Source organism: Photobacterium sagamiensis, assembly GCF_050337085.1.
Lineage (GTDB): Bacteria > Pseudomonadota > Gammaproteobacteria > Enterobacterales > Vibrionaceae > Photobacterium > Photobacterium sagamiensis.
In genome coordinates, this window is record NZ_JAKJSP010000076.1 from 1 (window position 1) to 26,225 (window position 26,225).

The following is a 26,225-nucleotide window of genomic DNA, read 5'->3' on the forward strand; positions in this document are numbered from 1 at the left end:
GAACAAATCCCCCATAAAAACCCGCCATCCCAAGCCCCCACCATGAATGCGGCGTTTGCATGACTTTCTTCACCGGTGTTCCAGGCTCAGGTGCCATCACTGAAGGCTTAACCAGCATAACGAATGCCATTGTTAACATCGTGCCTAATAACAGCGGTTTGATGAGGCTGGAGGGCATATACGCGGCAGCTCCCGCACCTAATAATCCACCAATAACCGAAGGGATAAGAATTGGAATAATATCGTCAGATTCCATTTTTTTGTGACGCGTGAAACCTGCGACGGCAGTAACGGCTTGCATTACCACACCCACCCGGTTAGTCGCATTCGCGACTTCCGCGGGCATCCCCATTACCATCAGTGCAGGCAATGTTAGGTTTGATCCGCCACCAGCAAGCGTATTAATGATCCCGGCAAGAAACCCAGTCACTAATAGAAGAATAACTTGTAGAAGCGTTATATCCATATCAAACCGCCAGCTCTTAACATATCAGGCTATGTTAACGTATTTTTTAAGTCATTCTGCAGATAATTTATTTCGCGTCATTCCACACGCTATAAATATTGAGCATTCAGTTTAGGTTAAGGTTATAGCTTCAAAATCAGCTATTAAGAACTATACCCAAGCTACCTCAAGATGCAGAGTTCAGCGAGAATTCATTGGTTTTTAGGCAAGGCAGCCATTTGAGTGAATAGTGGTTCTATTTAGAGAATGGCTAACACAGAATAAAAGCCAATGAAACTCGCCCTTTGGGAGCTCCTCTGGAAAATCACTTCATCACAAAATGTGTTTGAAAGGGAATGCCATTCCTACACACATTTCATTCGAATTGAGTTCCCAGAGGAAGCTCTGAATCTCGCATCATGAGGTAGTTTGGGTATAACAGTACTATAAGATATTAATTAATTTTGATATAAATGCATAACAAGAATGATCAAGGATTAAACATGAAACTACGTACCGCCATTCTAGCCCTGACAGCATATGGACTCAGTTACCCAACCTTAGCAGACGTGAATATTGACCTGCCTGACAGTGCTGAACTTATCTTAGTTAATGGCGTTAAAGCTGAGGGGAACGATACACTTACTCTGAAAAATGGCCAAAACCAAATCGCTTTCCGATATGAAGATGGATATCGTGAAAACGGTGAGTACAACATTTTTAAATCAGATGTGATTATCATGACATTTGCCGGAACAGATACCCACTATTCGCTAACACTTCCTAAGTTACGCTCAAGTTTAGAAGGCCTGACATTTAATCGTAAACCTGCGCTCACGTTAACTGATAATAGCGGTATTCCCGTAACGTTCGAACAAGGCAAACTGATGAAGAATGGTATGCAGCTTGGTCGTAATTTTGAAGCAGAAATTGCAGCTTACAACCAAACATCGCAACCTGCCGCCGTTGCCATATCCACCCTTCCAGCCGTATCACTATCGACAGTAAATAAAAGTGCCAATGCAGCTAACCAAACACAAGGGGAAAATGTCGCGGAAAACATGTTGAATTATTGGTATGAACAAGCTGATGAAGCAACGCGCGTTCGTTTTAAAGCACGTATCAATCAACTGTAATTGTTCTAAGGGCTAAGTGCTAGGGATGACTAACCACTTGGCCTACCCCCTCAGATAGGAATCATTCCTCATATCAAACAACATCTGGTTATAGAGGCGTGATACCAATTCTGCGGAAATAGGGCTTCCTTTATTTAATTAATTTGTTCTGATATCAACCACATTTTGCTTTGAAAACAAATCCCCTTTAAAGAAATCCACATTTAAAGAACGATACTTTTTCATTTACAAATAAAATACAACCTAATAACAAGTCGCCGTAGACGTAATTTTACTATTTTTCATCGGCCATCAATTACACCGTAACATATCATATCGAGTTCACATCAATTTATGCTCGCATCTTTTCCATAACCGCTGATAAACAAGATCTCATTCTGTAAATATACAGCTTTAAAGGTTGTATTTACTCATCAAGCAAACAAATTAGTTGTTAGCGCAAAATAAGCGAACTTAAATTTCATTAATATGACATTTTTTTGAGATTTGGCATGTAAAAAAAGACAATGACTGATGCTTTATTAGACACCTTTCCTATAGTTGTTTTTCGGCGCGATTAAAGCAAAATAAGCCGTTTTAATTTCTTACCTACTAAAACAACGATTGAAGGATGAATAAATGAATCATTCGAAACACAAGGTGATCAAGCGTATATTTTCGCTCAGTACCCTTACCGCTACATGCTTACTTGCACTCAATGTACAAGCCGCAAACACTGCTAACAACTGTCGCCCTGACGGACTGTATCAGACTGAAGGCGTAACTGTGCCTTACTGTACTGTTTATGATCAAGATGGTCGTGAAATCATGGGAGCCGATCACCCACGACGTGTCATTGGTTACTTTACCAGCTGGCGCGCTGGCAATGATCCACAAAGTTCTTACCTAGTAAAAGATATACCATGGGAGCAACTCACACATATCAACTATGCATTCGTCAGTATTGGTTCTGACGGCAATGTGAATATTGGCGATGTAGCAGATCCAACAAACCCAGCTGTTGGAATGGAGTGGGATGGTGTCGAAATCGATCCAGCCCTTGGTTTTAAAGGCCACTTCGGCGCTCTGGCAACAGCTAAAGCGAAACATGGCGTTAAAACACTGGTCTCGATTGGCGGCTGGGCTGAAACCGGCGGTCATTTCGGTGCTGATGGTACACGCATTGCCGACGGTGGATTCTATAGCATGACCACCAATGCTGACGGTAGCATCAACCACGCTGGTATCGAGAAATTTGCCACTTCTGCCGTTGAAATGATCCGTAAATACAAATTCGACGGTGTTGATGTCGATTACGAATATCCAACCAGCATGGCAGGTGCCGGTAACCCTTACGATACAGCGTTCTCTGAATCTCGTCGTCCATATCTATGGCGTTCATACCAAGAGTTAATGCGTGTTCTGCGGGTAAAACTGGATCAGGCAAGTGCGCTAGATGGCATACACTATATGCTAACAATCGCTGCACCTTCATCAGGTTACCTACTTCGTGGTATGGAAACCCATGATGTGTCTAAATACCTCGATTACGTTAATATCATGTCTTAGAACATTCATCACACGCAAAACACATTTAAAATCAATGTGATAAAACCAAACAATCAAGGCAATGGCGACAAGGTGGCGACAGATATTTCCTATTATCTCGTTATTGCATTCACTACCCCTTTCTTCGCTTAGAAGTGATTGAGTATGTGATCTTATCAGCCGCAACAACAAGCACCTAATGTCAACAACTTACAGGCGCAATAAGATTTAATTGTCACAAAAGTGTCTACACCTTAATTATTTTTCCTGTGTACATCTTCTTAACCTCCTAGTAAACCTATACTTCTAAAATACATCGCTAGATGGGCAAGAACATGCCATTCCCACGGCCAAGAAGAAGCCCCATCGCTGACACATTAGAAGACTATCTGCTACCAAAAAAATCAGCCATCCATGCAATTGAAGCAAGCGATGACTTGCAGATTAAGGGGATTGCAAAGGGTGACGCATTGACCATCGAACTTGGCCGCCATCCACATCACGGCTGCGTCGGCCTGATTGATTATGAAGGAGATACATTCTTAGCGGTGTTGCACTGGCAGCGTGGGCGCAGGTACGCCCAGACCGACGACCGCAGATGCGCGGTCACCGAAGAGATGGTTTTAGTCGGGGTAGCACGGGCGCTGATTAAAGATCATCTGCAGTAGTGCGGCCCTACCCTTTTTTCCTTTTTTGTTGTTTCGATAACTTTGCCATAAACTCTCCTTAGCATATAAATATTGTATTCAAGGTTCTGAAGTCACTCCTTATATGACACATCACACATATAAATAAACCTAAATATCGTTTTGATGCGGGTTAGGCCGCGATTCCAGCACGGAACCGCCAAAAGATCAGGTCTTATTACATCATCTGTAGCGACTTCTTTTGCTGATACTTTCTCATAATGAATTTCATTGCACTATCAATGACCTTGTTTTATAGCCTTATACCTTCTAGGTAGACTGCTAATTCTAGCACGCACCCATCGCCTACAATTTGTTTGCCTATCTGCATGAAAATTTTACCATCAACAACTGGGAACCACCCTGTAGAATAGTCTATATGTCTGCGCCCATCCCATTCTTCAGTGTGAAAGAAATGATTACTTCTTTCTGACAGATTAGCATTAGTGAGCGAGCCGTAGATTAAGCCGTATCCATCACTTTGCAGCCATACTTTAGATTTAATTCTTAATAGTACCCATTTAGCATCGTAAGGTATTTTATCGCCTGCTGTTATTTCTGCGTAGCACTGACTAAATTCACCAGAGTCAGATCTCTTACAGTCTACTGGCGTATTTTCTTCATGCGCTACTTCCTGGGTAAACGCTAAGCTATAAATAATATTCTCATGTGTTGATGGCGAGTAAAGAGAGACACCATCCTGACCCGCAGGACCCGCAGGACCCGCAGGACCCGCTGGACCCGCTGGACCCGTAGGATCCGCTGGACCCGCTGGACCCGCTGGACCCGCAAGACCCGCTGGACCCGCTGGACCCGCTGGACCCGCTGGACCCGCAAGACCCACTTGGCCTTCTGGTTCTACATTGACGGCATCCGAATTACAAGCTGTTAGAGTTAGAGTTAGAGTTAATACTACTGTTAGTAATTTCTTCATTTTATGTTCAACTTTTTTCCATACCAGTACAGATGTTTTTATATCCGTAGCTATTACAACTCTTTTGTTGTGATCAACCTATGCCATCCCAATTTAATTCGACATAGCACGGATACGCATCAAATCTAACATGCAACAAGCTTAATATAAATGTTTTAGTCTATTTTAAATTATCACCTGAATAACATGGACTTATTGATTGCAGATACTCATCGCCGGAGCTGGCTAATCATGTTCATCAGATTGTTTCCTTCTATGCGGCTTTTTGGTTGCCGTTCTTCGCCAAATGCTTGATGACATCTGCGCAGTAGTCCCGCTCGACGGTGTGAATGGTAATTTCTCGACTCATCGCAAGGCGCTCAGCGGGGCACTCTGTTTTATCATTTGGGTTTTGAGTGACACAATTGTCGCAGTCAGTTGCTTATCGATACATTCAAAGTATGTTTTGTTGCCTAAGTTGATCATGACCGTGCGGATACTGTGAAGCGCGGAAATTAGTGTCTTCATAAATTGAAATTTTCTTGTCGGGTTAAATCCACCGCCAGCCCTTGTTGCGCCGGGCTTTCCGGCCAACCGACCGATCCTATGCAAAACCTGCCTGATCGTTTAAAACCTCACGTAAAATACAGGAATTCTTTTATTTTCAAACATATACAAATGCTTGCGCGATCATTCCCCCGTTCCTAAACTGAAAAACCTTACAATTTTTTTCACTTTTTGAAATTCCTGATTTCAGCACAAAGCCAGTAATGGCGCGGGTTGCGATCAGATTCTATTGCAAATAGAACTGAAAAAATCACAAAAAACGACGCAAAGCGCGGAGGTGGGAGGAGGAGTGCGGATTTCGTCACGTGGTTACTTGATTTCGTGGCGCTGGTTAGGCTGGTTACAATGTGGTGAGCATGATCGGATTTAGGCGGAGCAAATGAGACATAAAAAGAAAGCGCCCGATGTGGGCGCTTATGGAAGGGTATAGGCTATGCCTTGCTAAACAATAAAATGCTGTCCGGAGGAACTACCACCTTTTACGTCAGCCTTTGCGTTCTGGGTTATTTCATCCACGACGGCATTGGCAATGGCCTCGGCCATCTTCCCCGCCATCGCGAACTCGCCATCAAGAACAAAGCCCTGGCCTTTCAGTTCGGTTTCCAGTTTCTGTTTCAGTGACGCTTTACTTAATGCCATCTTATTTCCCTGCGTATACGGTGGTTGATACATCTACGTGTGGCTTGCCTATGAACGGGCAAATACTTGCGCCAGTACATACCCCTTTACCACCGTTTAACTTGATGGTGTCTGCATCTTCTGTGATGTTCATGGCGGTGGTTGCTTTAGTGCCGCCTACGTTTTCGGTGTGGTTTCCTTCAATTTCGGCCAATCGGTTTTCCAACACCTTTATTTTTTGATTGAGGCACTCCAGCGTGTCGTCTTTGTCAGTTTTTCGCTCGAAGCTCCCCTCTTGGTCAATCAGGTGATAAACCCCTTGCCGCTGTTGGTAGCGGCTTTCGCCTTCTTTGATAGCCGGTAACTTAAAACCTAGCGGTAATACGCAACGAATAAAGGGTTTGTCGGGCTGTCCAAACATAAAACCGAGTTCAACAATACTCCCGATTGCAGGCGGTTCGAGTCGGCCAGCATGATCACCAACACCCGGCACCGGAAGCGGTACCGCTTGAAGTGGTGGTTTGTTCTCGTACTCCATGCCTTTTTCATCAAGTAGCTGAACATCTACGGCATAGTGAGGATAAAAGCGATCAGACAAATCACCCTCTTCCGGTAGTTCTGGCAGTGCGACCACCTTCCCCCATCTTGGCAAATGCCATCGACCTGTCAGTTCTGGAAATAAGCGAAAGATGATGCGCTTAATTACATTTACATCCACGTTATCTTTGCCTCCGTTCCTTCGAACTCTACGCCAGTGAGGCGAATACCGTTAACCACAACACCTGGCTTGAGTTTTGGGATTGCAGGGATTTTCACTGATTTGTTGGCGGTGTGGTTGGTCATTAGTTCATTAGGCAAAGGGATTGGTTTATCTGCCCAAAACGAATCTTTCCAACTACCAACGAAGATTTGACCGTTACCTTGTTGCTGCCAAAACAGATCATCAATGCTGAATGCTTGGGCCAGTTCATCAATAACCCGATAGCCATTACCATCACTGTAGAAACAAGGAATCGCGGTTTTGCTGTAGGCTCTTTCTGGTACCACAAACTGCAGGCCTGTTTTGTTGGTGACTTCGCTAAGCAGCTGCATCAGGGTTGGGTGACGCATGATAATGTTGAGGGGCTTGAAAAGAATTGCCGCCAGTTCACGGCAAAAGAGGGTTGACCACCCTTTTTCTGCAGGTTGTACGCGCTCAATGTAGCCCAAGAATACCCGGGTGATTGAGTCACCCCATCCCAAATCAACCGCAACAATCGTATTTGGTTCAGGATTGCCTTCAACCGTGAGATTGCATCGCCCTGGTGTGTTCTCACTGAATACGATGCGGTGACTTTTTACTTTGGCTTTTTCCTTGCCGAGATAGACTCGACAAAGGAATTTGTTGTTTGCCGTCATGCTAACCACTCATCAGTTGCTTTTAACGCTCTCATTACCAGTGATGTTTCCACTTCTGTACCAGGAGGAACATCTTCACTCTGGCCGCTTTCCACTGGTGTGGTTACGCCCTGCACTTTTTGCTGCGCGGCGGGTTTATCGGGTTGACGCTGCTCAACTCGTTCAGGTACCGATAAGTGCTCAACCAGTTCAAACGACACACTCCACTGTCTGAGTGTGTCTTGCTCATCCGCACGAATCGCGCCTTGATATTTCACCTGGCGAATCTTTAAGGTTTCGGCGGTTTTATTACTGATTCGGTAAACTTGGCGAGCACCGTCTTCCAGTGCTTCGGCCATGCTGAATAAATTGGTTAATAACTGCGATTTGCTAAAAGGGATAACGCCTTTGATGGTCAGTATTTTACCTTTGCTGCCTGTTTCCGCTTGGTCAGTGGCAGAGGTTTGGCCGGACATGTCCTGCCCGGCTAGTTGCTGACGCACACTAATACGCAGATTTTTTAGAGGTAGTTGGGTACCGTTTAGGGTTAGCATTAGCTACTCCTATATTTCTGGTTATGTCGGAAAGGCGTTGCCCTGCAAAATTGAGTAACATGGTCAAGATGTCAGTATCCAGTCTGTGTCCGTGGAATAAGTAAACTCCTTTGTTTCCCCTGCACTGAGTGTTGCCAGTGTTAATCCATCGCTCTCGCGCACAACCGTTAACGATATTAGATCCCTGTTTTTGACCTTTATCGTATCGCCTTCTTTCACCCCTGAATTTCTTAGCTCCCCTGAGCCATCATTTACGCCGTTATCGAATGCCTCAAAAAGTGAGCTACGCCCTGCTTCAAGAGCTTTATCATTCCATCCACTAGATCCAGAACTTGATACACCTGCGGTTGATACGTCAACATGTCTCCAATATCCTTCCGGTTCAATGTATTCCCATGTCGTACCATCAGGTGCTCGTTGCAATCTTTTGACTACTAAATTGTTTGATACTCCAGAGTGATTTCGGCTTTTCATTGGCACGTTATAGACAAAATTGATATCTTTCTGTTCAACTTCCGCAACAGCAGCTAATTTGTTTTCGGTAATACGCTCGTAATGCCAGCGTTTTCCTTCGGAATTTACAAACCCAATATAGTCAGGTACATATTTTGATGTTGGTGAAACTATGTCTGTTAAGTCTGCTTTAGTTACATCAACTTGGGTAATTTTGATTTTCGCATCGCCTTTCATATCGACTAATGCAGCACCATTAACTGAACCTTCAAGGTACATACTCTTTACGTTGATATCTGTTAATTCCCTTGTCGCCGACACGTCGACAACAATAACCATTGAATTGTTAAACTTTGCGGCGGTCGGAAATACGTGGATGGAGTTACCATAAAGTTTTGAATCGGCAATGTTGATGTCAAACTGGCTTGCTGCCTCTAAATAAAGCTGGTCAAAGGTAATTAAGGAATTATTCCGCAATTTAACATTGGTGTAATTCGCCTCCGCTGCACATTGCGTGAGCTTGACAGCACAGTCGTCAAAATTGTAGCCGATTGACGTTAGCGCACCACCTGTTTCATCATCACTCCCAAGCAAAGCTATACACTGTTCAAGGTGGATAACATTGGCAGAACCTCCGGCAATATCAAAACCATTCTGGCACCGATCCACAAGCACTTTGAACATTTTAGTGTTCCAGCTAAAACCTTTGTTTGTTTTAACACCAGTCTTGAACCTTTGAATCGTAACCTCGTTTATAGTGGCATCAACGCCCGCGATAACATTAGTACCATCTGGGTTAAAGTTAATCGCAGGCTTAGTTGATGTTTTAGCTGTGTCGCTTCGCTTGATACCAAGATTGTCAATGCGCCCACCACTAGCACCATCTTGAAATTCAACTGCTGTGATATCACCAACCGCTTCGATACCACGGCTAATTGTTCGGTACTGATTGCGTTGAGATACCCACCATGCTGAATTTCTTAGCAGCAAAGGCGATGATATTTTGGTTATAAGCCGGTCCCAATTAAATTTGCCCGGTTTATCAGAAACATATTTTTTGAGTGTGTCCGTATCATCTTCATTACCCATCCCTACATGTATATCACGCAATGAAAGCTCGTCCATTATCCGTGCATAAAGTTTCGGTGAGGTATTTCCTATTGGCCAATCTGTTTCTGTTGCTACCGCTGTCCATGTAGTAATCGGAGTTCTTAACACTGCACCTTCTTTTATTTTAACAGACGGATTTTCTTGCATTTCATTGACACCAGAGAAAACATAATTTGAAAATGCTCCAACAAAATCAGAAACATACTTTTTCGTTTCCCCCTCCGGCCGCATATCACTCACACTCCCATCTGCCAACACCTGGGCAATCTTGCACACAAAATGCTTCACGTTTTGCTCGTCAACGTAGTCATCTTTTTCTTCGGCCGTTACCACGAAATCAAACAGCGTGACTTGCTCACCTGTTGGCGTTCCTTCGCGGTGTGCATCTACGAAAATGAAGGATGGCTTGTTAGGTACCTGAACGTTGCGATCAAAATCCAGCGTGACACGGTTGCCCGACACGTAACCGGCACCCGCTTTGATATTGAAAGCAGTGGATTGTGGTGTAACCAAGAAACCATCTTCAATGAACCAATCTTTGCCGTTTTGGTCGATGATTGCTTGGGCGGTATCGTTGTCCATTTTCTTCATACGTGGGGTAGCGTTGTACTGCCAGCTTGAAGCATCTACGGTGATATTGGTGATTTCAGCAATGTCTTTGTACTCCAGCACCACAGAACGCACTAACGTGTTGCCCGAAACACCTGGTTCATCGACGGTCTTTGGTGTTAGTGCATGGTGGTCGATAGTAACCAATACGCCATATTCAGAGCAGTAAGCACCCGTCCAGTTGAACTCGAACGGCCCTTCTTGACTGGTCAATGTCGTGCTGTAAATGACCGAATCTACAGAAAGGCGACCGCGCTGTTCGACTGCTGCTTCATGAACAACATTATTGCTAGGTACCACGTCATCTGGCTGCGGAAACTCTGGGCGGTTCGGCACGTTGGCAAAAAACATCTTGTCGATGATAAGTGGTTTTTCTTCTGCGTTAAGCTGTGCCAATAGCGCCTTACCTGCGGCGGTCAAAATCGACTTATCAGTGGTGTTTGTCATTATTTTTAATCCTTAGCCTTTCGCAGTGGCTTGGTAATATTCACAATCGACATTGAACATGTTCGGTAACATGCCAACGTTTATCCGTGTCTTAACGTGTGACGTTGTATATTGCGCTTCAATGTTCTTGCTTCGCGCGGCCAACGGCATTTCGACATAACTGGTGTATTGGTAACGGCGACAGGTGCGCCCATATTGGCGGATCACCGTGTCTAACAATTTCGGGACATTGGTTAAGTCACCGTCACGAATTTTTAGGCTGATCACATCCCAATCAATATTGACCAACCGTTCATCTTGAGCGATATGCGGATAGCCAAGCTTTTCAAACATCTCTTCCCATCCGGCCACCGAACCTGCTTCACGGGAAAACCCGTAAGCGTGAGCCACGCGAATTCGAAACAATTCTTCGGGCTCTTGGCCGAGCTTTTCTACTTCACGTTGCCAAGCCAGAATATTGACCAGAGCAATCGGGGCGGTCAGTGGGTCATGCTGTTGCAGCGGCATTTCAAAAGCGGCTTTTACATGTTCCCAGTAGTTACGCAGTGCTCGGGCGAACTTTGCCAGCTCGCCTCTACCCATCCAGTAACGCAGGTTTATCTCAGGTATTTTCAATAGATACCCCCAACGTTTGGATACGTGGCACCGTCATGTTGTTGATGATGTCTGCGTTGCCAAATTCGAGTGATTCAATATCAGGGAACTGGCTGTGAAGCTCTTTCCCTAGCTTCGAGAAGCTAAAGCGCAACACCGGATCAGTTCTTGTAGCTTGGTAATCTGTGTTCTCACGGAAAGCCGCACCAATGAATTTTTCGATAGCTGTTTTAAGTTGGTCGCGTTCTTCCATAGTGGTTGAACGCACTGGCCACACCTGGCAGGTGATATTCGTTTGAACTCCTGGCATCGCCATAACCTGCATATCATCACCGTGGCCGTGTTGTCCCTGGCTACGGATGTAATCATTCAGATCACCAAGCATCTCGGCGGAAGGTTCTCCGGTATCCAACAAGATCAGCCCATTGGCTGTACCGGGGCCGCGTGGGGCGTTATGTTCGAAATACACGTTATCGTCGTTAATACCGGCACGACTGGTTAATAACGACCGGTATGCCGCATCAATGTGCCATTTAGCAACCGCGCTCCACTGGTTGCGGATACGTAGGCGAAGCTCATCATTGCTTTCCTTGTCTGCGCCTGCCTCAAGCAGCCAATCAGCTGGATTTGTGGCTGCAGCAATACCCGGTATCGCCGTAGGCAAAATATGGTAGTAACCATCGCCAAGGTTATAGGCTGCGCCCTCTTCTTCAGCCTCAACGTCGACCAAAACCATGGTTTCGTTTTCTGGCAAAACGGTATCGGCAAGTACACGAACACGGTAGATGTTGCCGTTAATCGCTTCGGTTTGGATCCAAGTGTCTTTTGGAATGACCAATTCCGGGCCTTTCACCGCAGCACGTTGAATGGCGATCATGCCTTTGGCCTTAGTTGCCCCCTTGCGAGTCAGTTTGCATTGCCATGCCAATAGGTCTAGCCATTGGTCTACCGCTGTAGCGACAAACATATTCGGCAGTACATAACCGACCAATAAGGTGGTGATTAGCCACAAGGTGACTTTTATCACTGCCGATTCAATCAAGCGCCAGAACGGGGAGAAAGGCGAGTCGTTAGAGATAATGCACTCTTCTTTTTCCATTTCATCTTTGAGTACTTTTTTCCAGCCTGCCGCATCAGTCGGAATGCCCGATTGCTTCACAAGTTCGGAATAATCTGGTTTAGGGATATCAGGCATTGACTAGCTCCACGGTCAAATCGCCAAAGTTGATGGTTTTGGCAAAAATATAAATCGTGCCCTCTTTGGGCTCTTCGAGTCGCACTGTTCCCGGTACCAAGCGAACATCTTCTTCCACCAATAATTCCAACTTGGTGCGAATATCCGCTTTCTTCGATGGACTGCGCTCAGCCACTAAGTGAACGGCCAAATTGCTTTCAATAATGGCGTATTTAATGTCTTGGGCGATCACGGCGCGGTCTTGAATCAACACCGGGTTGCGCCCGGCATCGAGCACCACATCACCGTCTTCAATCAGCAAGTCTTGATACTTATAATCCGCCATCAGCCTGCCGCCATTTCTAATTCGCTCGCCATGTCTTGCGGGCTGCTCATGTAGGTTGGGTAAATCGCCACACCACCATAATTGGTCGAACTGGTTTGATAACTGGCGATGCTCTTGGCTGCGCCACCTGACGGAATTTGAGCGCGTGGGGTTGCCTGCTGAACAGCTTGTGATTTAATTTCTGTTTCATCACCGCCAAATCCTGGTATCCAATCCGTCAAACCTTTCATTGATTCCCATAAATCGAGTAAGTTTGATGAGATAAAATCGAATGCAGTAGAAAAGGCTTGCGTTAACACTTCAGGTATATTCAGGAGCCCATTGAAGAGATCAATCACACCCTGCACTCCACCTTCCAACATTTGAAACCAAGCGGTATCACCAAAGCTCGCTTTCAGGTCATCCCAGTAGTAAATCAGGGCTCCAACTGCAGCAATAGCGGCCACTACTGCAGCAACAACTAAAACAATTGGGTTAGCCGCAATTACTATATTCAGCGCCAGCATTACGGCTTTCATGGTTGCCATGCCCTGAGTCAGCAACCAGTTCATCCCAGCCCAAAGCTTCATGGTCAGCATATAGCCCGCCATGGCTTGCTTTCCAACACCCATCATCAGCGTGAACATACCGCCAGCGGCCACTAAACCCAATACGCCCACAACAGCAAATCCAATGTATTTGGTCAGATTCGGGAATAGTTTCGTCCAAAGCAGTACTTCTTTGGCACTGTCAGCCATTGCCCCAACAACGGGAAGAATGGCAGGTAATAACACCTGGCCAAACGCAGCACTAACAACAAACAAGCCTTGTTCCAATCGTTCCCACTGGTCGGTCATGGCTGCGGCCATGTTTTTAGCGGTCTCAATATTGCTTGCGTCATTTAACTGCTGCATGTTGCCTTTCAGATCACCGGTCTTATCCATCATATCGGCGATCAACAACACGGCTTCATCACTTCCAAATGCGGTTTTTAGTTGGCCTATCTCAACAGAATCCAACTCTCCAAACTTGCCCTTCAACTTATTCAGAATGTCGAACATTGGCAGCATCTTTCCACTGCTATCAACAAGCGAAAGCCCCAACTTATCTTGAGCACCAACAACACCAGAAAGGAATGCTTTATATTTTGTACCTGCCTCTGCACCGCTCATTGAACCTTGCAACATACCAAGAACGGCCATTTGCTCAGTCATGCTGGCACCATGTTTCTTACCCAAAGCACCAATCGTCTTGAAGGCATCGCTCATGCCTGCGCCAGTGGTCTTGAACATTTCAACGGATTTAGCTGTCTGCCCTGCCAGCTGTTCAGCCCACGTGTCTTTTCCGATGGCATCTGCTTGGTCTTTAAACACCGAATACATGGTGCCCATGTAACTGGTGATTGTTCCGGTATCCGCTTTTGTAGCGGCCGCCAAAATAGCCGAACTTTGAGTTACACCTGCTAATTCATCGCCAGACATCGCGCCCATTGCTGACTTAATATCATAAGAAGCGGCCACAAAATCAGTGGCCGACTTGCCATAATCCACAGCAAAATTCAGCGCGGTATCACTAAGCTGTTGCAGTTGGTCATCAGCCACACCCAGAGATTTCACTTCACCAAGAACACGATCCATTTCAATAGCTGGCATCAGTGCTGCTTGCAAAGCAAAACCTGCGCCCACCATGCCTGCCGCTCCGGCCATCATGGTATGAGTGCCTTCGCGGTAGGTATTGGTGACATCGTTCAACTGGCGTTTAATATTGCCCAGAGGTTTCGAAATCTGGTCAACTAATCCAACTTGAAATCTGAGTGCTTCTGGTAACATCGTCTATCCTGTTTTGCCACGAAAGGCTTTGGCTACCCCGCCCGTAGTGACGGCTTCCATGTTTTCCCAATATGTATTTTCAAGCCAAATCGCATAGGCTAAATTGGTTTCATCATCAGGTTCATGTGGCAACCATTTCCGCCGCCATGCCATCATTTGTTGCCTGTCACTGTGACCAATCGCAGTGACTAGGCTATCTATTTTTTTACGGTGATTTTAAGTTTTGGTGCAAATTGCTTCATCACTTCACCGTACAGCTGCATTGACGCACCTGGGTTCGATTCAACAAGCTCTCTTAATGCTTCTTTAGAGTCATCACTAACCGAGCGCATCACAAAGTTATGTGCTGAAGCTGCGGCATCGCCTTGCAGCATTTCATTTTGCGACTCGTCATAATCTTGTGGGGTTGGGGTAAACGTTAGTTCTGTACCTGCTACGTCTAATACAATGGCCTTTTTCATGCTGCTTCTCTCTGTTTAAGAAATTCAATCATTCGGCTAAAGCCCGTTTCGATCTGGCGTTCTACACGCTCAGCAAGGTCTTTAACTTCATCTTTGGTGGCGTAATATTCCGCCACATGAGTTTTGTAGTCCGAAAGTTCTTTGGACAATTTGAATAAGTAGCCAATCAGGGCACTGACTATCAAGCTAAGAAATGTTGCCAGTGCGACTAAAGCGTTTAGCCAAGTTGGGTCCATCTAACCCCCTGTTACGGCTTGTTTCAGTCCAGCGACCATGCCAACCGGCTGTTTCCCTGCGACCACCTGTTTATCCAATGACCGTTTGTGAATGTTGATACCCAATACGGCTAGTGCAACGCTGAATAACGGCGTAAGTGCAACAACGCTATTGACCACCTCGGCAGCTTGCTTGGGATAAAACACCATGGCGAAAGCTAGCCCGAAAAATAGCAGCGACCAGGCAAGACACATCGCATACCCAAAAGTTGGCCGCCAACGGCGTACATAAGGATCATTACTCGCGAGTTCTGCCTGCATCGTGGCGTGTTGTTGCGTTAGGCTGAGTTTCCGCTCTTCGCTTTCGAGTTCAGCATGACGGAAAGCCAATTGCTTTAATTCACGTTCATGTTCAAACTCAAGTTCAGTCAGCTTTACTAAACATGCCGGATTAACTGTTAATTCGGTTTCAATCGCTTCTGGTGTATTTTCAACACCTAACGCACTCGCAACCAAACCGCCTACCGTTCCCCCAACAGGGCCACCAATTAGCGTTCCAATCATTGGGGCTGCCGAGCCAATCAGTGATTTAACTTTGTCCCACATAAAGATCAGTCCTTCACAATCGTCAGGCTTGCAGGCTCACCGCCTAATTCAGCCATTAAGTTTTTAAATGCTGCAGTGGAATTCACAACCGCCCATTCATTGCCCACAAAGCCAAAGTCCACACCGGGTGCCAAACAGCCTTGCAGTTGTTCCGGCGTATTGGCCTTATGAATCAAAATATGAGTGCGAAGGCTTGGGCCGTACCGCGTAACACCTAAGTCTTTAGACTCAAGCGCATAACACTCACCAAACTTTGGAGATTGGTGCGGGTAAAGAGTGTAAGTTCCTGGCGGAATACACGACTTTGACTTTGTATTATTCAACCAAGGACGCTCAACCATGCAGCAAACCTGGCTACCATCCGCACGATGCAACGTGGAGTAGGTACCGTGTTTGAAGTAGCGGCGTTTCAATACAAAGCGCTTCATAACTTGCCCTCTTCTATTAGGCTTTGGCACTGGGTGCAGTGTTGGCACCCTGGTACTTTTTGGCGGCGTTCTTCGGGTATCGGGTCGCCACATTCGCCGCATTCCTGTGCGCTTTCCCTTTGCTCGGCTTGCTTAGCCCTTGCCAGTTGATTGGCAAGCGCCATTTCAGTGAATTGGGTTTCAATACCGCATGCATGGTCGATAACATCTGTCATCAAGCCCCCTTATTGCACCAAGTCTTCGGTTTCATCTGGGCGCAGGTATGGCGTCCCGTTGATGCTCACAAAGTCTGGGCTTGTCACTTCAAACGGCAATTTATGCACTAGAGCACTGCCGCCATTAGAATCCGCATCAAGTAAATCGGAGATTTTGATTCGGCAACCAAAGGCTTCAATCTTCAGTTCGTCTTTATCGATTTTGCCGTAGAACAGCGCATCGAATTCCGGCATACCACGCCAAGAACCGGCTTGTTTTGCAGCTTTGCTCAATTGGTTAAATTGCGCGGTGGTCAGTTCCATTTCACCGCTGGCTTCCACATCGCCATCAACCCAACCATCTGGTACACCGCCAGTTTTATTGACAGCAGAGTTATCCGTAATTGAAAGAGTGACTTTCTGAGCCTTCAGCTTGTAGTCGCCCATTGAAAAGTGCATGTTCTTGCCAGAAATACGCATGCTCATAAATTAGCCCTCCGCATCGGCTGGGTTAGAAAGATCAAGCGCAATGTTGACCACGATATGTTTCGGGCAGTTATGTGGCCGAACCATTAGCCCGATCACCACCTTGGTTTTGGTCGTCCATTGAATGGTCACATCTTCATCGCGCGGTGACATGATTTCACCTGGGAAGGTGATGCCGCCAATTTCCGTGGTTTTCGACATGATCTTCATGTCTTTGCGGAAATATGAGCGGTTTAGCTCGATGCTAGGAGGTGTTGTGTTCAGAATGCGGTCACCAATGCGGCGAAGCGCTTTAACACGAACACGGCGATTTAGCTTGTGAACCGGGCGAACATATTCAAGGTATTGATAGTCGCCGCCCTTGGTTTCTAGCGTGGTAGCATCAGACCAATACACACCTTCGAAATCGGCATACCACTGCGGCACCGAATGACGGGCATCGGCCAATACTGTGATAGTGCTCATTTCGAGTGGTTTGTCTGCGCTGTCTACTGGCATTTCGCCAAGCCCTAACGCACTGCCTGTTGCCACACGCATTGGCGTATCGGCTACCGTCACCGCTCGGTCACAAAGTCGGCCACCAAGCACACCCACGTTGTTGCCATTAAGCTGGGGAACCGGTACTACCATGTTTGCCGCGACATCTTTCACCAGATTCAGCATCATGGTTTCGTAGTCGGCCCATGTTTGAGCAGCTTTGTCGATACCAGGGCAAGCAGCAAGGAAGAACACCCAACGGCCAAGCTTACTGGTTAGCTCAGTGGCTTTGGCTTGCATAGCATCGAAGTCGGCCTTCTCTGTGGTGATATCCACAATGCAAATGCCTTCAAATGAATCGGAAAGGTTGGCAATATTCACCGCCTCTTCCCAAGTATCATCTGCAGCCAGGCCGAAGATGGCACCCGTCCAGTTTTGCTTACCATTAAGTTGCGCGACTTTAACGTTCGCGCCCAAGGCATCATCGACAACCACTTCATCTAGGTTGGTCATGTTATTGATGCGCGTAACCTTACCTTGCAGTTCGGCTTTATCGGTGCGCCCGATATAAAGCAAATGGCGTTCAATTTCTGGAACCCCGCCTTGCCCTAAATTGAGGTTGTTTACCTCTACCTTTCCGGTTGCCATTGATTATTTCCTCTTCCTAGCCTGCTCAAATATTTTGATGAGTTGGCGGGTTACTTCACGGTCGTTGCTGCCTAAAATCTGGCGTTCTGCTAAGGGAATATCCCAAGCGGTTTGTGAAGGCTGATTGTTCAGCTCTCGGATTAGTTGTCCGGCTTGGCCGTGGGTGATGGTGTCCATCATTTGGCGTAAACTTGGCTTCTTCCGACCTTTGCCGCTTTTTCGCGGTACCGTGTAGCCCAGTTCTCTTAGTTTTCGCGCTTGCCCTTTCGTGCATGGCGCGGAATAGTCCGGTGTTCCATAACGCTTTTGCATTTGGCGCTTAGTCATTTTTTGCTTTTGACCAAGGTGGTGCCTTGCAGCCATTTTGGCGGTAAGTTTGTTACTCCACGTTAGGTCTAACGTTTTTGAGTTTCTTACATAGGGTTCTAACCCCTTCGCCATGCGGCGCATCATCTTGCCGCGCTTCTTACCTTTCCGACCTTCCAGCGCCCTGCCGTGAATGTCTTTCTGTTGCTGAATGCGTTTGCGCGTATTGGCTTTTTCCCAACGGCCAAGGGTTTTCAATATCCAAAACCGTTTCTTTGGTGGTAGTGCCAACATGGCAAGCTTTTCTTGCATGTTGAGCTGGTCACGTTTGTTGACCTTAATCTGCGGTTTCATTAACCAGTTCCGCCTCTTCGGCAGTGTCAATCGGTACCGCCTGCACCCGGTAAGTTTCCCCGCGCCAGGTAATCATTCCTTCTGGGTCAGGGATCATTTCAATCGGTTCGATTAGCTCTAATTCAATCGACACATCTGCAGCTTCATGGCTGATCACATCCACGGATAAAGATGGGTCGCCTAGCTCGTCTTCATTTCGGTCACTGTCATAGTCAGATAACCAGCACGCCACCAAGGCCAGCAAGTTGCGCGGGTCTAGTAACTGGTGAGGGAATTCCTCTACCGAGATCACCGCGTTGTATTTCCAGTGACAAGCGACATGACCACCGTTTCCCTTGTCTTCACCGTTTGGCACGATAGAACCGTTCTCTTGCCACGAGTCAATTTTGTTATCGAGCACATTGCTTCTCAGGTGAGAAACTATGTATTCGGTGAGATGCTCTAACTTGGTCTTGGTATAGGGTTCAGTCACCATCAGATCACCCCAATTGATGCACGACCAAATCCCAACAGTTGGCGAATATCGCGGGAACTTTGGGATAGGAAACGGTCTTGCTGGTCAATGTCGTCTGTTGCCGCATTATTGGCTTCTTTGCGACGGTCCTGGGTGGCAAACTCCATCAGCAAATCAGCATGGGTACGACCATAGACCGCACGTTGATAAATCGCTGTTTGGGTTTCATCGAATGTTGGCGGATTGCCATCAGCATCAAGCAACGTCTTTAACTGATTTTGAACCGCATTCGCTGCGATACGGATCGCCAATGCCATCGAAGCATTATCAAACGTGGTCGGAATGCGACGAAGCTGACGGAATTCACCGGTAGACAGTTCAGGCCAGCCGTTACCAGCAATTAACGTGGTTTCATCTGTTTTAAGTTTTCCACCAAGGCTCATCACGATTCCTTTTGGCTTTGTGTATGAAATAGATGCGCCTCTAGCCACTGGGTCGATGGATTAAGCGGAGTAATGAATTACTTGCTCATCCTCGCCAGCCGAGGCGCGGTGGCATAGGAGCCTATAAGCGGTTTTCTTTAATCGCTCGAATTCGGGCTAGTGTCTTATCAATCATTGAAGAGACCCCCACCTTCGGGTATTGCGCGTTAGCTTCACCTAGCAATGCAACGGCGCTTTCTAAGATTTGAAGATCACCCACAGCGGTTGGTCGCGGTTGCCCATCGCTATCACGCAATAAATGCAGGCCTGCGAACTTGAACCACTTAGCGGTTAGCTTTTCATTGATACGCCACTCTTCACGCACTTTGATAAACACCTGGCTAAAGTAAGGCTCTACACTGTGGCCTTGTGCTGCCATGCGTTCGGACCAGGCCAGCACTTCATCAGCGCAGAAGGTCGCAAAATCACGCTTGAATCGCTCAGGCGYATCGAGTTCACGATCAATGGCTTTTTGACACCACTCAATGGCGGTTTCTAAATCTTCCACATCGAACAACCAGATCACCATTTGTGCAAATAGCGGGTTGTCGTATTGCTCGCCAGAGGCTAAATACTCTTCGATATATGGTTTGAATTTAGGGATCAGCTGCTCACGTTTGTGCTTCACTTTGTCTTCAATGCGATTGAAGGTTTTCAGCACTTTCAGATCACTGTCGAGCTCATGCAAAAGCAGATGAAGACTTTTGGGTTCTTCAGATACCGAGCTCACCAATGAGGAGCGGTTTTGCTGTTTGGCTAACATTGCCTGGCGCTGTTTGGCTAACGGACTTGCCATGCTTATGCCTCCGCAGGTGCGGCAATGGTGACAGCTTCAATAGCAGCGAACTTATCAAAGTCACCAATGGCATAACCTTCCATACGCAAATAAGAGTTCTCGAATTGTTTACGATCTTCCTCATTACGGGCCTTACGCCATTGGGTACCCTTCTGCGTCAAAATTTGCAGGTTCTTCAGGTTCGTTACCCAGATTTGATTGGCTGGGAAAAATGGCGGGGTGTACGCGACTTTTCCGGCAATGGTTTTTGCAAGGCTCTGTGCTGCCTTATGCTCAGTGGGAACTGTGGCAGATTCCAATAAACGATGCTGCTCAGAGGCAACCAGATCACGGCCCACAATCACCACCAAATCAGTACTGTTTTGGTAGGTTTCATGAATGGTGGTATTGATTAAATCGTTCACCAGTGAATCAAGGTTTTTGTACGAATCAGCGGCTGCACCTGTAGGATCTAACGTTGCAGCAGCTAAGACTTGAGCCGCCTTTTTATCTTTTACAATCGTCAGCCAGCCTTTGTTTACATCTTCACCGTTCGGGTTGGTGTCTGGATCAGTTGTGTCTGCAATCGTTTTACCGTGGAAGCCCACACGCAACATGTCTAATGCAAAGTTACGAGAGATCGCGGTATTCATTAACTTAACGAATTGGCCTGATGTACCTGCATTTGCCCATTGGGTTAACATGGCCCACGTTACCGCAGCACAAGAATCTGTTTCGACCAGCTCATAAGTATTGCCATCAATACCCAGCTTCTTGCGGAAACGGCCATCTTTAACACGGCCCGTTAATAACGCACCGGTGCCCACATCGACCACCTGACCTTTAATCTGGTCAACCGACTGCATTGAAATCATGCTTAGAAACGCATCGGATTCCATGATGGCTTGGCGCAAACGGGTTTCGATAGGCGGAGCAATAGCAAACTGTTTGGATGGATCACTCACACCTGCATCAGCCGCCACTGCTTGACAATATTTTTGTAGATATTCAGTTGAAATGGCATTGAGCATTAAAATGTCTCCACTTTCGTTTGATTACCCGCACCTTCTCCAGCCGGGGCTTGATTCGGTACTTCCTGTTTTAATGCATTGAACTGAGTTTCCATCTCACCTTGTTTCGTTAACAAAGTGTCCAGCTTTTCAGTTACCTGGCTAAATTGCTCAGCCGTAATTGATTCGCCCTTTGGTTCGGGCTCATCTTCAGGTTTTGGATCAGTTTCAGGTTTACCTTGGATGGAGAACTGTTCGACCTGACCGGCAAATTCTGTTTGCTTTTCTTCAAGCTCATTTTGCTTGGTTTCAATGTCGTTCAGCTTGCCCATCATTTGGTTAAACTGCTCGGTGTTCATTGGCTCTTCGTCCTTATCGCTATCAGAAGGGGTTGGGGCTAAGTTGGGTAACTGCCCACCAGAAGAGAAGAAATGAGCAATGGTTGAAAACGCACTAGCAATCAAGCTGTGATCTCTTTCCATCACATCACTTAAATCCAGCTCTTCTAGCTGGCTGTATTCGTGTTCACTGTCTGTTGAGAATTTAAGAAGTGTGGTTCCTGTTGATGCTGGCGAATCAGTCACGGCCAACCCCATCAAGTAGCAACGGCCAGAACCGCAATAATCAGGATTAGGCTCGATAGACATAAATAGCTTTTGCCCATCGGCATTGGCATTCAGCAGGTATTTATTGGGTGAAAGTTTGACTAATAAGCGGTACTTGCCCGCCCGTTTTTCTGCTTTAACTTCATCAACCGTGCCCCAGTTTTTCCCTTCAAACTTGTCCCATCGACTACGGGAATGCTCAGGCCAGATAAGCGCACCATATTCAGTCGTTGAATACTGATCTGCCATATCCAGAATCCACTGCTTAGTGATGGTGCGACCATCAATGGTTGCCCCTTCTGTTGCAGCGATTTTCCAGCCTGATTGCTTACTCATAATTACCTGTCAGTGCTTCAAATGAATGTCGATTTACGGCAAGAATACGGACTTGAAGTTGGCAAATCATGCGGTTATGTTCGGGACAATTCGGATACAGCGTCTATCCGAAAACAGCCGAATTTTTGTTAGTCATTTGCCTATTTCAGATGCGTATTATTGGCGGCATGGCATATACAAAAGAAATCAGAGACGCTGCCAAGAGCCTTTACATGCGCACTTGGACACCAAACGAAATCGCTGCTGAATTGAAGCTAAATAGTGATCGCATCATCTACTATTGGGCAGATAAATATGGCTGGCGTGATTCCCTGCGTGAAAACACCGTTGAAGAGTCGATTGCTCGCCGGGTGGAAACCTTGTTAGAGCTTCCAGAAAAGACCGATCAGCAAATCAAAGAAATGACCAAGCTGATTGAACATCACGTGAAGTTAAAGAAACAACGTGTTGAATTAGAGCTACGTATTAAAAAGGCTTCTGGCGAACAGGAGGAAGAAGCACCGAAGAAACAGAAAAGCCGCAGCTCAACCAAACCAAATAATAAAAAATCTAAGCCTGGAAAAAATAACATTGATGAGATCATTGAGGATGATTTCAAACCATGGCATAAATCGCTGTTTAAATATCAACTGGCGATGCGTGACAACCTCCATCAGCGTATTCGTAATATCTTAAAATCTCGCCAGATTGGTGCTACGTATTACTTTGCCGGTGAAGCGTTAGAAGATGCGATTTTAACGGGTGATAACCAAATCTTTCTATCGGCCTCTCGCGCCCAGGCGGAGGTGTTCCGCAGTTACATTATTGCCATCGCAAAAGAATTTTTAGATATTGAGTTAACGGGTAACCCAATCACTCTTTCCAATGGCGCTGAACTTCGATTCTTATCAACCAACAGCAAAACGGCCCAGAGTTACCACGGCCATGTTTATATTGATGAGTATTTCTGGATCCCCAAGTTTGATGAACTCAATAAGCTCGCTTCAGCAATGGCGACCCATAAGAAGTGGCGTAAAACCTATTTCTCTACGCCATCTAGCAAGGTACATGCAGCTTATCCGTTCTGGACTGGGGACTCTTGGAAGAAAGGCCGTGACAGCCGGGAAAGTATTGAATTCCCAACTTTTGAAGAGATGCAGAAAGGGATCCTTTGCCCTGACCGTCAATGGCGCTACATCGTCACTATCGAAGATGCGGCAAACGGCGGTTGCGGTTTATTCGATATTGAAGAACTCAAAGATGAATACAGCAAGTCAGATTTCGATAACTTGTTTATGTGCATCTTTGTCGATGATTCGCATTCGGTATTTAAGTTCTCCGACCTTGAAAAGTGCATGGTCGATATTAGCCGGTGGCGAGATTATAAACCCAAGACCATTGCACCTTTTGGCCGTCGTGAAGTCTGGCTGGGCTACGACCCATCACGTACCCGAGATAATGCGTGTCTGGTTGTGATTGCTCCACCAATCGTGGCACCTGAACAATTCCGGGTGTTAGAAAAGCATTATTGGCGTGGGCTCAACTTTCAATATCACGTAGCCAAAATTGAAGAAGTGTATAACCGCTATAACGTTTCTTACATTGGTGTCGATACCACTGGCATCGGTGGCGGTGTGTGGGATCTATTGCAAGCCAAATACCCGCGAGAAGCGGTACCGATTCACTACAGTAACGAAAACAAAAACCGCTTAGTGTTAAAAATGATTGATGTCATTGAGAGTGGCCGACTCTGTTTTGATGTGGAACACAAAGACATTGCCATGGCATTCATGGCGATTAAGCGAACCAGTACCAACAGCGGCAACATGATGACATTCAAGGCAGACCGGAGTGAAACGGTAGGCCATGCCGATGCCTTTTGGGCGATTTCTCACGCCATCATCAATGAACCTCTCGATCACTTACAAAAACGTAAATCAACCTGGCAGACCTGTGCATGAGTAATAATGAACAAGTAACCGCAACTGATTCTGAGCAATCAACGAATGAAAGTCTGATGTTCAGTTTTGGACAGCCTGAAATCATGGACAGTGGTTTCACCAATTATGAATACAGCGAACTCTATTACAACGATTCAGACGACTACTGGGAGCCGCCACTCGATAGAACCGGCTTAAATAAATTAACCCGGGCCAATGCGTATCATGGTTCTATTTTAATGGCCCGACGCAATATGATTGCCGGGCGGTTTGTGAAAGGAGGAATGCTTAAACAGCAGGTTCAATCCGCTGTTCATGATTTCCTGGAGTTTGGTGATACGGCCATTCTAAAGATACGCGATCACTTTGGCCGTGTAGTTCGTCTTCACCCTCTTCCATCGATGTATTTACGCAAGAACAAGAAAGGTAATTACTGGCTATTAGAGCGTGAAGATAAAAAGCGATTCTATAAGCAAGAAGATGTGATTTTCATTAAGCAATACGACCCAGCTCAACAGGTTTACGGCTCACCTGATTATTTGGGTTGTGTTCAATCGGCTTTGCTAAATAGCGATGCGACTACTTTTCGCCGCCGATACTACAAGAACGGCTTACACATGGGCTTTATCTTTTACGCCACTGACCCGAACTTGAGTAAAGATGATGAAGACGATTTAAAAGATAAGATGGCTTCTAGCCGTGGCATTGGTAATTTTCGGTCAATGTTCATCAACATCCCGAACGGCAAAGAGAAAGGAATTCAGTTGATCCCGGTTGGTGATATCGCAACTAAAGATGAATTCGAGAAGATAAAGAACGTATCTGCTCAAGAAGTGTTAACAGGTCATCGCTTCCCTGTTGAACTGGCGGCCATCATCCCCAATGGCGGCACCCGAGGCGACCCGATTAAATTCAATGAAGTTTATACCCAGAACGAGGTGATACCCGCGTGTGAAATGTTCATGGATGCGGTCAATAGTGATGTGGAAGTGCCGAAAAGCTTGCAGTTTGAGTTCACTTTAGCGACTGGTGAAAAGCAAATAGCCCTCAGTTGAAGTGAACACACTTTTACTAACAGACCTTGATTCATTCTGACAACGTTAGCTCGCTCACTAGAAACGATTGTAGGAGATAAACTGCATCCACTTTACAAGCAAAAACAGGCGGCTCTCGAAAGAGCCGCTGCGCTGGCTGGAGATATCGGTGATGATCAGTCTCTGATATTGTAGATCAGCTGTGGAACCAAACCGCACTTTGCATTGGTGCTGACGAGCTGAGAGGCAGACTCAAACTCGATCTCCCCTCCAGAGAAAAACAAAATCAGATCTCTTAATTGCTCAAAAACCGCGTCATCCTGGATCGCCGAGGAAACCAGATCGCCAATATTATTGAACTGAACGCCTTGGCCATCAAGAAAATCATTCACTGCATCATTGGTAGCTTCAAGAAGACCGCAGTCAACATCAAGTGGTTGTTTGGCATACGCTGGCGTTCCGATAACAAGCTGACCAAGAGTAACGACAATGGCCAGGGCAATTATTTTGTGGATTTTATTCATGTAGAAAACCTCTTCGCTTTAATTTAGCGCATTAGAACCCAGCAGATTAAAAAGCCGAATCCTGACGATCCAATGTTAAATATTAAAATCACACACTATTTGCGTGTGTAAGTCGAAAATAATTGTAGAAGTAGACAGCTGTATCTAGGCTCTCAAAATTGAGAAATTGAGAAATTGAGAAATAGTCAGCCTACATCGTGTTCGCTAACTTAAGCTGTCAGATTGAGTATTAGTCAGTACAGTTGAGGGCTTCAGTTAATTGAAATTTCATTTTTAGACAAAAAACGCCACCAGCCCTTGTCCTGCCTGGCTTCAAGCGTAAGTCACCAGATCATTATTGCGATCAACCAGATCATTAAAATAGTGACAGAAAACACACCAACCCTTTTACTTTCAAACGCTTAAACAAACAACAGAGATCGTCAAGCGATCTTTAAAACTGAAAAAAGCTGTAATTAATTTCAATTTTTCAGTTTTATGTTTATGGTTTTATCGCTGGTTTCTTCTGTCGACCATACCTTGAAAGCCCTGTATTCATGGGGCTTAG

General features: G+C 46.0%; 30 protein-coding genes and 1 pseudogene. 5 read left to right on the plus strand and 26 right to left on the minus strand.

Annotated features, from left to right (window positions below; all coding sequences use genetic code 11):
- Window positions 1-466 (minus strand): sulfite exporter TauE/SafE family protein (locus L4D76_RS26320; RefSeq protein WP_428443818.1); only part of this gene is annotated, 466 nt, incomplete at its 3' end.
- A gap of 482 nt (window positions 467-948) precedes the next feature.
- Here L4D76_RS26320 and L4D76_RS26325 point away from each other — a divergent pair.
- The 3 genes and pseudogenes from L4D76_RS26325 (at window position 949) to L4D76_RS26335 (ending at window position 3,776) form a co-directional block, all read left to right on the plus strand.
- Entirely contained in the window at window positions 949-1,581 is a 633-nt protein-coding gene (locus tag L4D76_RS26325) for a YccT family protein (RefSeq protein WP_428443819.1), read from the plus strand.
- Window positions 1,582-2,199: 618 nt separating this feature from the next.
- A pseudogene (locus L4D76_RS26330) lies at window positions 2,200-3,126 on the plus strand (glycoside hydrolase family 18 protein); the annotation flags it as partial.
- Window positions 3,127-3,431: 305 nt separating this feature from the next.
- A complete protein-coding gene (locus tag L4D76_RS26335; protein WP_428443820.1) occupies window positions 3,432-3,776 on the plus strand; it encodes a hypothetical protein in 345 nt (114 codons plus the stop codon).
- A gap of 271 nt (window positions 3,777-4,047) precedes the next feature.
- Here L4D76_RS26335 and L4D76_RS26340 read toward each other — a convergent pair whose 3' ends face one another.
- The 24 genes from L4D76_RS26340 to L4D76_RS26455 all read right to left on the minus strand — a co-directional run bounded on the left by L4D76_RS26340 (window position 4,048) and on the right by L4D76_RS26455 (window position 22,201).
- Complete coding sequence (locus L4D76_RS26340; protein ID WP_428443821.1) at window positions 4,048-4,638, minus strand: hypothetical protein; 591 nt, start codon at window positions 4,636-4,638, stop codon at window positions 4,048-4,050.
- A gap of 1,077 nt (window positions 4,639-5,715) precedes the next feature.
- On the minus strand, window positions 5,716-5,913 hold the full coding sequence (locus tag L4D76_RS26345; protein WP_428443822.1) for a hypothetical protein: 198 nt from the start codon (window positions 5,911-5,913) through the stop codon (window positions 5,716-5,718).
- A 1-nt stretch (window position 5,914) separates the two neighbouring features.
- On the minus strand, window positions 5,915-6,610 hold the full coding sequence (locus L4D76_RS26350; protein ID WP_428443823.1) for a hypothetical protein: 696 nt from the start codon (window positions 6,608-6,610) through the stop codon (window positions 5,915-5,917).
- Complete coding sequence (locus L4D76_RS26355) at window positions 6,601-7,290, minus strand: hypothetical protein (RefSeq protein ID WP_428443824.1); 690 nt, start codon at window positions 7,288-7,290, stop codon at window positions 6,601-6,603. The genes L4D76_RS26350 and L4D76_RS26355 overlap by 10 nt, the downstream gene beginning before the upstream one ends.
- Window positions 7,287-7,823, minus strand: coding sequence for a baseplate complex protein (locus L4D76_RS26360; protein ID WP_428443825.1), 537 nt, complete (start codon window positions 7,821-7,823; stop codon window positions 7,287-7,289). Before L4D76_RS26360 ends, L4D76_RS26355 begins: the two co-directional genes overlap by 4 nt.
- Before the next feature lie 63 nt (window positions 7,824-7,886).
- Window positions 7,887-10,442, minus strand: a complete 2,556-nt coding sequence (locus L4D76_RS26365) for a phage tail-collar fiber domain-containing protein (protein ID WP_428443826.1) — start codon at window positions 10,440-10,442, stop codon at window positions 7,887-7,889.
- A gap of 12 nt (window positions 10,443-10,454) precedes the next feature.
- The gene (locus tag L4D76_RS26370; protein WP_428443827.1) at window positions 10,455-11,057 is read right to left on the minus strand and encodes a phage tail protein; all 603 of its coding nucleotides are present in this window, start codon (window positions 11,055-11,057) and stop codon (window positions 10,455-10,457) included.
- Window positions 11,044-12,231: a baseplate J/gp47 family protein gene (locus L4D76_RS26375; RefSeq protein ID WP_428443828.1), complete on the minus strand. Its 1,188-nt coding sequence runs from the start codon at window positions 12,229-12,231 to the stop codon at window positions 11,044-11,046. The genes L4D76_RS26370 and L4D76_RS26375 overlap by 14 nt, the downstream gene beginning before the upstream one ends.
- A complete protein-coding gene (locus L4D76_RS26380; RefSeq protein ID WP_428443829.1) occupies window positions 12,224-12,556 on the minus strand; it encodes a DUF2590 family protein in 333 nt (110 codons plus the stop codon). Before L4D76_RS26380 ends, L4D76_RS26375 begins: the two co-directional genes overlap by 8 nt.
- The gene (locus tag L4D76_RS26385) at window positions 12,556-14,364 is read right to left on the minus strand and encodes a phage tail tape measure protein (protein WP_428443830.1); all 1,809 of its coding nucleotides are present in this window, start codon (window positions 14,362-14,364) and stop codon (window positions 12,556-12,558) included. Before L4D76_RS26385 ends, L4D76_RS26380 begins: the two co-directional genes overlap by 1 nt.
- A 3-nt stretch (window positions 14,365-14,367) precedes the next feature.
- Entirely contained in the window at window positions 14,368-14,520 is a 153-nt protein-coding gene (locus L4D76_RS26390) for a DUF6890 family protein (protein WP_428443831.1), read from the minus strand.
- A gap of 41 nt (window positions 14,521-14,561) precedes the next feature.
- Complete coding sequence (locus L4D76_RS26395) at window positions 14,562-14,825, minus strand: putative phage tail assembly chaperone (protein WP_428443832.1); 264 nt, start codon at window positions 14,823-14,825, stop codon at window positions 14,562-14,564.
- Window positions 14,822-15,061: a hypothetical protein gene (locus L4D76_RS26400; RefSeq protein WP_428443833.1), complete on the minus strand. Its 240-nt coding sequence runs from the start codon at window positions 15,059-15,061 to the stop codon at window positions 14,822-14,824. Before L4D76_RS26400 ends, L4D76_RS26395 begins: the two co-directional genes overlap by 4 nt.
- Complete coding sequence (locus L4D76_RS26405) at window positions 15,062-15,646, minus strand: 3TM-type holin (RefSeq protein ID WP_428443834.1); 585 nt, start codon at window positions 15,644-15,646, stop codon at window positions 15,062-15,064.
- A 5-nt stretch (window positions 15,647-15,651) separates the two neighbouring features.
- Window positions 15,652-16,074, minus strand: coding sequence for a DUF5675 family protein (locus L4D76_RS26410; protein WP_428443835.1), 423 nt, complete (start codon window positions 16,072-16,074; stop codon window positions 15,652-15,654).
- Window positions 16,071-16,289, minus strand: a complete 219-nt coding sequence (locus L4D76_RS26415) for a TraR/DksA C4-type zinc finger protein (protein WP_428443836.1) — start codon at window positions 16,287-16,289, stop codon at window positions 16,071-16,073. The genes L4D76_RS26410 and L4D76_RS26415 overlap by 4 nt, the downstream gene beginning before the upstream one ends.
- A 9-nt stretch (window positions 16,290-16,298) precedes the next feature.
- On the minus strand, window positions 16,299-16,754 hold the full coding sequence (locus tag L4D76_RS26420) for a phage protein (RefSeq protein ID WP_428443837.1): 456 nt from the start codon (window positions 16,752-16,754) through the stop codon (window positions 16,299-16,301).
- 3 nt (window positions 16,755-16,757) lie between these two features.
- On the minus strand, window positions 16,758-17,879 hold the full coding sequence (locus L4D76_RS26425) for a DUF2586 domain-containing protein (protein WP_428443838.1): 1,122 nt from the start codon (window positions 17,877-17,879) through the stop codon (window positions 16,758-16,760).
- Window positions 17,880-17,882: 3 nt separating this feature from the next.
- A complete protein-coding gene (locus L4D76_RS26430; protein ID WP_428443839.1) occupies window positions 17,883-18,539 on the minus strand; it encodes a phage virion morphogenesis protein in 657 nt (218 codons plus the stop codon).
- Window positions 18,523-19,014: a phage tail protein gene (locus tag L4D76_RS26435; RefSeq protein WP_428443840.1), complete on the minus strand. Its 492-nt coding sequence runs from the start codon at window positions 19,012-19,014 to the stop codon at window positions 18,523-18,525. Before L4D76_RS26435 ends, L4D76_RS26430 begins: the two co-directional genes overlap by 17 nt.
- A complete protein-coding gene (locus tag L4D76_RS26440) occupies window positions 19,014-19,436 on the minus strand; it encodes a head completion/stabilization protein (protein WP_428443841.1) in 423 nt (140 codons plus the stop codon). Before L4D76_RS26440 ends, L4D76_RS26435 begins: the two co-directional genes overlap by 1 nt.
- A 121-nt stretch (window positions 19,437-19,557) precedes the next feature.
- Window positions 19,558-20,271 (minus strand): phage terminase small subunit, encoded by a 714-nt coding sequence (gpM, locus tag L4D76_RS26445; protein ID WP_428443842.1) that lies wholly within the window; start codon window positions 20,269-20,271, stop codon window positions 19,558-19,560.
- Window positions 20,272-20,273: 2 nt separating this feature from the next.
- The gene (locus tag L4D76_RS26450; protein ID WP_428443843.1) at window positions 20,274-21,281 is read right to left on the minus strand and encodes a phage major capsid protein, P2 family; all 1,008 of its coding nucleotides are present in this window, start codon (window positions 21,279-21,281) and stop codon (window positions 20,274-20,276) included.
- On the minus strand, window positions 21,281-22,201 hold the full coding sequence (locus L4D76_RS26455) for a GPO family capsid scaffolding protein (protein WP_428443844.1): 921 nt from the start codon (window positions 22,199-22,201) through the stop codon (window positions 21,281-21,283). Before L4D76_RS26455 ends, L4D76_RS26450 begins: the two co-directional genes overlap by 1 nt.
- A gap of 167 nt (window positions 22,202-22,368) precedes the next feature.
- Between L4D76_RS26455 and L4D76_RS26460 the strand changes: the two genes are divergently transcribed.
- Both L4D76_RS26460 and L4D76_RS26465 read left to right on the plus strand, forming a co-directional pair.
- Complete coding sequence (locus L4D76_RS26460) at window positions 22,369-24,141, plus strand: terminase large subunit domain-containing protein (RefSeq protein WP_428443845.1); 1,773 nt, start codon at window positions 22,369-22,371, stop codon at window positions 24,139-24,141.
- Window positions 24,138-25,175: a phage portal protein gene (locus tag L4D76_RS26465; protein ID WP_428443846.1), complete on the plus strand. Its 1,038-nt coding sequence runs from the start codon at window positions 24,138-24,140 to the stop codon at window positions 25,173-25,175. Before L4D76_RS26460 ends, L4D76_RS26465 begins: the two co-directional genes overlap by 4 nt.
- A 155-nt stretch (window positions 25,176-25,330) precedes the next feature.
- On the opposite strand, the gene L4D76_RS26470 is transcribed toward L4D76_RS26465, so the two are convergent.
- On the minus strand, window positions 25,331-25,678 hold the full coding sequence (locus L4D76_RS26470) for a hypothetical protein (protein WP_428443847.1): 348 nt from the start codon (window positions 25,676-25,678) through the stop codon (window positions 25,331-25,333).
- Window positions 25,679-26,225: the final 547 nt, after the last annotated feature.

Coding starts and splice junctions, on each gene's coding strand:
- L4D76_RS26325 (WP_428443819.1), top strand. CDS start 949: ATGAAACTACGTACCGCCATTCTAGCCCTGACAGCATATGGACTCAGT.
- L4D76_RS26375 (WP_428443828.1), bottom strand. CDS start 12,231: ATGCCTGATATCCCTAAACCAGATTATTCCGAACTTGTGAAGCAATCG.
- L4D76_RS26425 (WP_428443838.1), bottom strand. CDS start 17,879: ATGGCAACCGGAAAGGTAGAGGTAAACAACCTCAATTTAGGGCAAGGC.
- L4D76_RS26380 (WP_428443829.1), bottom strand. CDS start 12,556: ATGGCGGATTATAAGTATCAAGACTTGCTGATTGAAGACGGTGATGTG.
- L4D76_RS26455 (WP_428443844.1), bottom strand. CDS start 22,201: ATGAGTAAGCAATCAGGCTGGAAAATCGCTGCAACAGAAGGGGCAACC.
- L4D76_RS26450 (WP_428443843.1), bottom strand. CDS start 21,281: ATGCTCAATGCCATTTCAACTGAATATCTACAAAAATATTGTCAAGCA.
- L4D76_RS26435 (WP_428443840.1), bottom strand. CDS start 19,014: ATGGTGACTGAACCCTATACCAAGACCAAGTTAGAGCATCTCACCGAA.
- L4D76_RS26360 (WP_428443825.1), bottom strand. CDS start 7,823: ATGCTAACCCTAAACGGTACCCAACTACCTCTAAAAAATCTGCGTATT.
- L4D76_RS26335 (WP_428443820.1), top strand. CDS start 3,432: ATGGGCAAGAACATGCCATTCCCACGGCCAAGAAGAAGCCCCATCGCT.
- L4D76_RS26390 (WP_428443831.1), bottom strand. CDS start 14,520: ATGATGGCATGGCGGCGGAAATGGTTGCCACATGAACCTGATGATGAA.
- L4D76_RS26355 (WP_428443824.1), bottom strand. CDS start 7,290: ATGACGGCAAACAACAAATTCCTTTGTCGAGTCTATCTCGGCAAGGAA.
- L4D76_RS26470 (WP_428443847.1), bottom strand. CDS start 25,678: ATGAATAAAATCCACAAAATAATTGCCCTGGCCATTGTCGTTACTCTT.
- L4D76_RS26400 (WP_428443833.1), bottom strand. CDS start 15,061: ATGGACCCAACTTGGCTAAACGCTTTAGTCGCACTGGCAACATTTCTT.
- L4D76_RS26415 (WP_428443836.1), bottom strand. CDS start 16,289: ATGACAGATGTTATCGACCATGCATGCGGTATTGAAACCCAATTCACT.
- L4D76_RS26395 (WP_428443832.1), bottom strand. CDS start 14,825: ATGAAAAAGGCCATTGTATTAGACGTAGCAGGTACAGAACTAACGTTT.
- L4D76_RS26385 (WP_428443830.1), bottom strand. CDS start 14,364: ATGTTACCAGAAGCACTCAGATTTCAAGTTGGATTAGTTGACCAGATT.
- L4D76_RS26410 (WP_428443835.1), bottom strand. CDS start 16,074: ATGAAGCGCTTTGTATTGAAACGCCGCTACTTCAAACACGGTACCTAC.
- L4D76_RS26440 (WP_428443841.1), bottom strand. CDS start 19,436: ATGAGCCTTGGTGGAAAACTTAAAACAGATGAAACCACGTTAATTGCT.
- L4D76_RS26420 (WP_428443837.1), bottom strand. CDS start 16,754: ATGAGCATGCGTATTTCTGGCAAGAACATGCACTTTTCAATGGGCGAC.
- L4D76_RS26465 (WP_428443846.1), top strand. CDS start 24,138: ATGAGTAATAATGAACAAGTAACCGCAACTGATTCTGAGCAATCAACG.
- L4D76_RS26430 (WP_428443839.1), bottom strand. CDS start 18,539: ATGAAACCGCAGATTAAGGTCAACAAACGTGACCAGCTCAACATGCAA.
- L4D76_RS26365 (WP_428443826.1), bottom strand. CDS start 10,442: ATGACAAACACCACTGATAAGTCGATTTTGACCGCCGCAGGTAAGGCG.
- L4D76_RS26345 (WP_428443822.1), bottom strand. CDS start 5,913: ATGGCATTAAGTAAAGCGTCACTGAAACAGAAACTGGAAACCGAACTG.
- L4D76_RS26460 (WP_428443845.1), top strand. CDS start 22,369: ATGGCATATACAAAAGAAATCAGAGACGCTGCCAAGAGCCTTTACATG.
- L4D76_RS26405 (WP_428443834.1), bottom strand. CDS start 15,646: ATGTGGGACAAAGTTAAATCACTGATTGGCTCGGCAGCCCCAATGATT.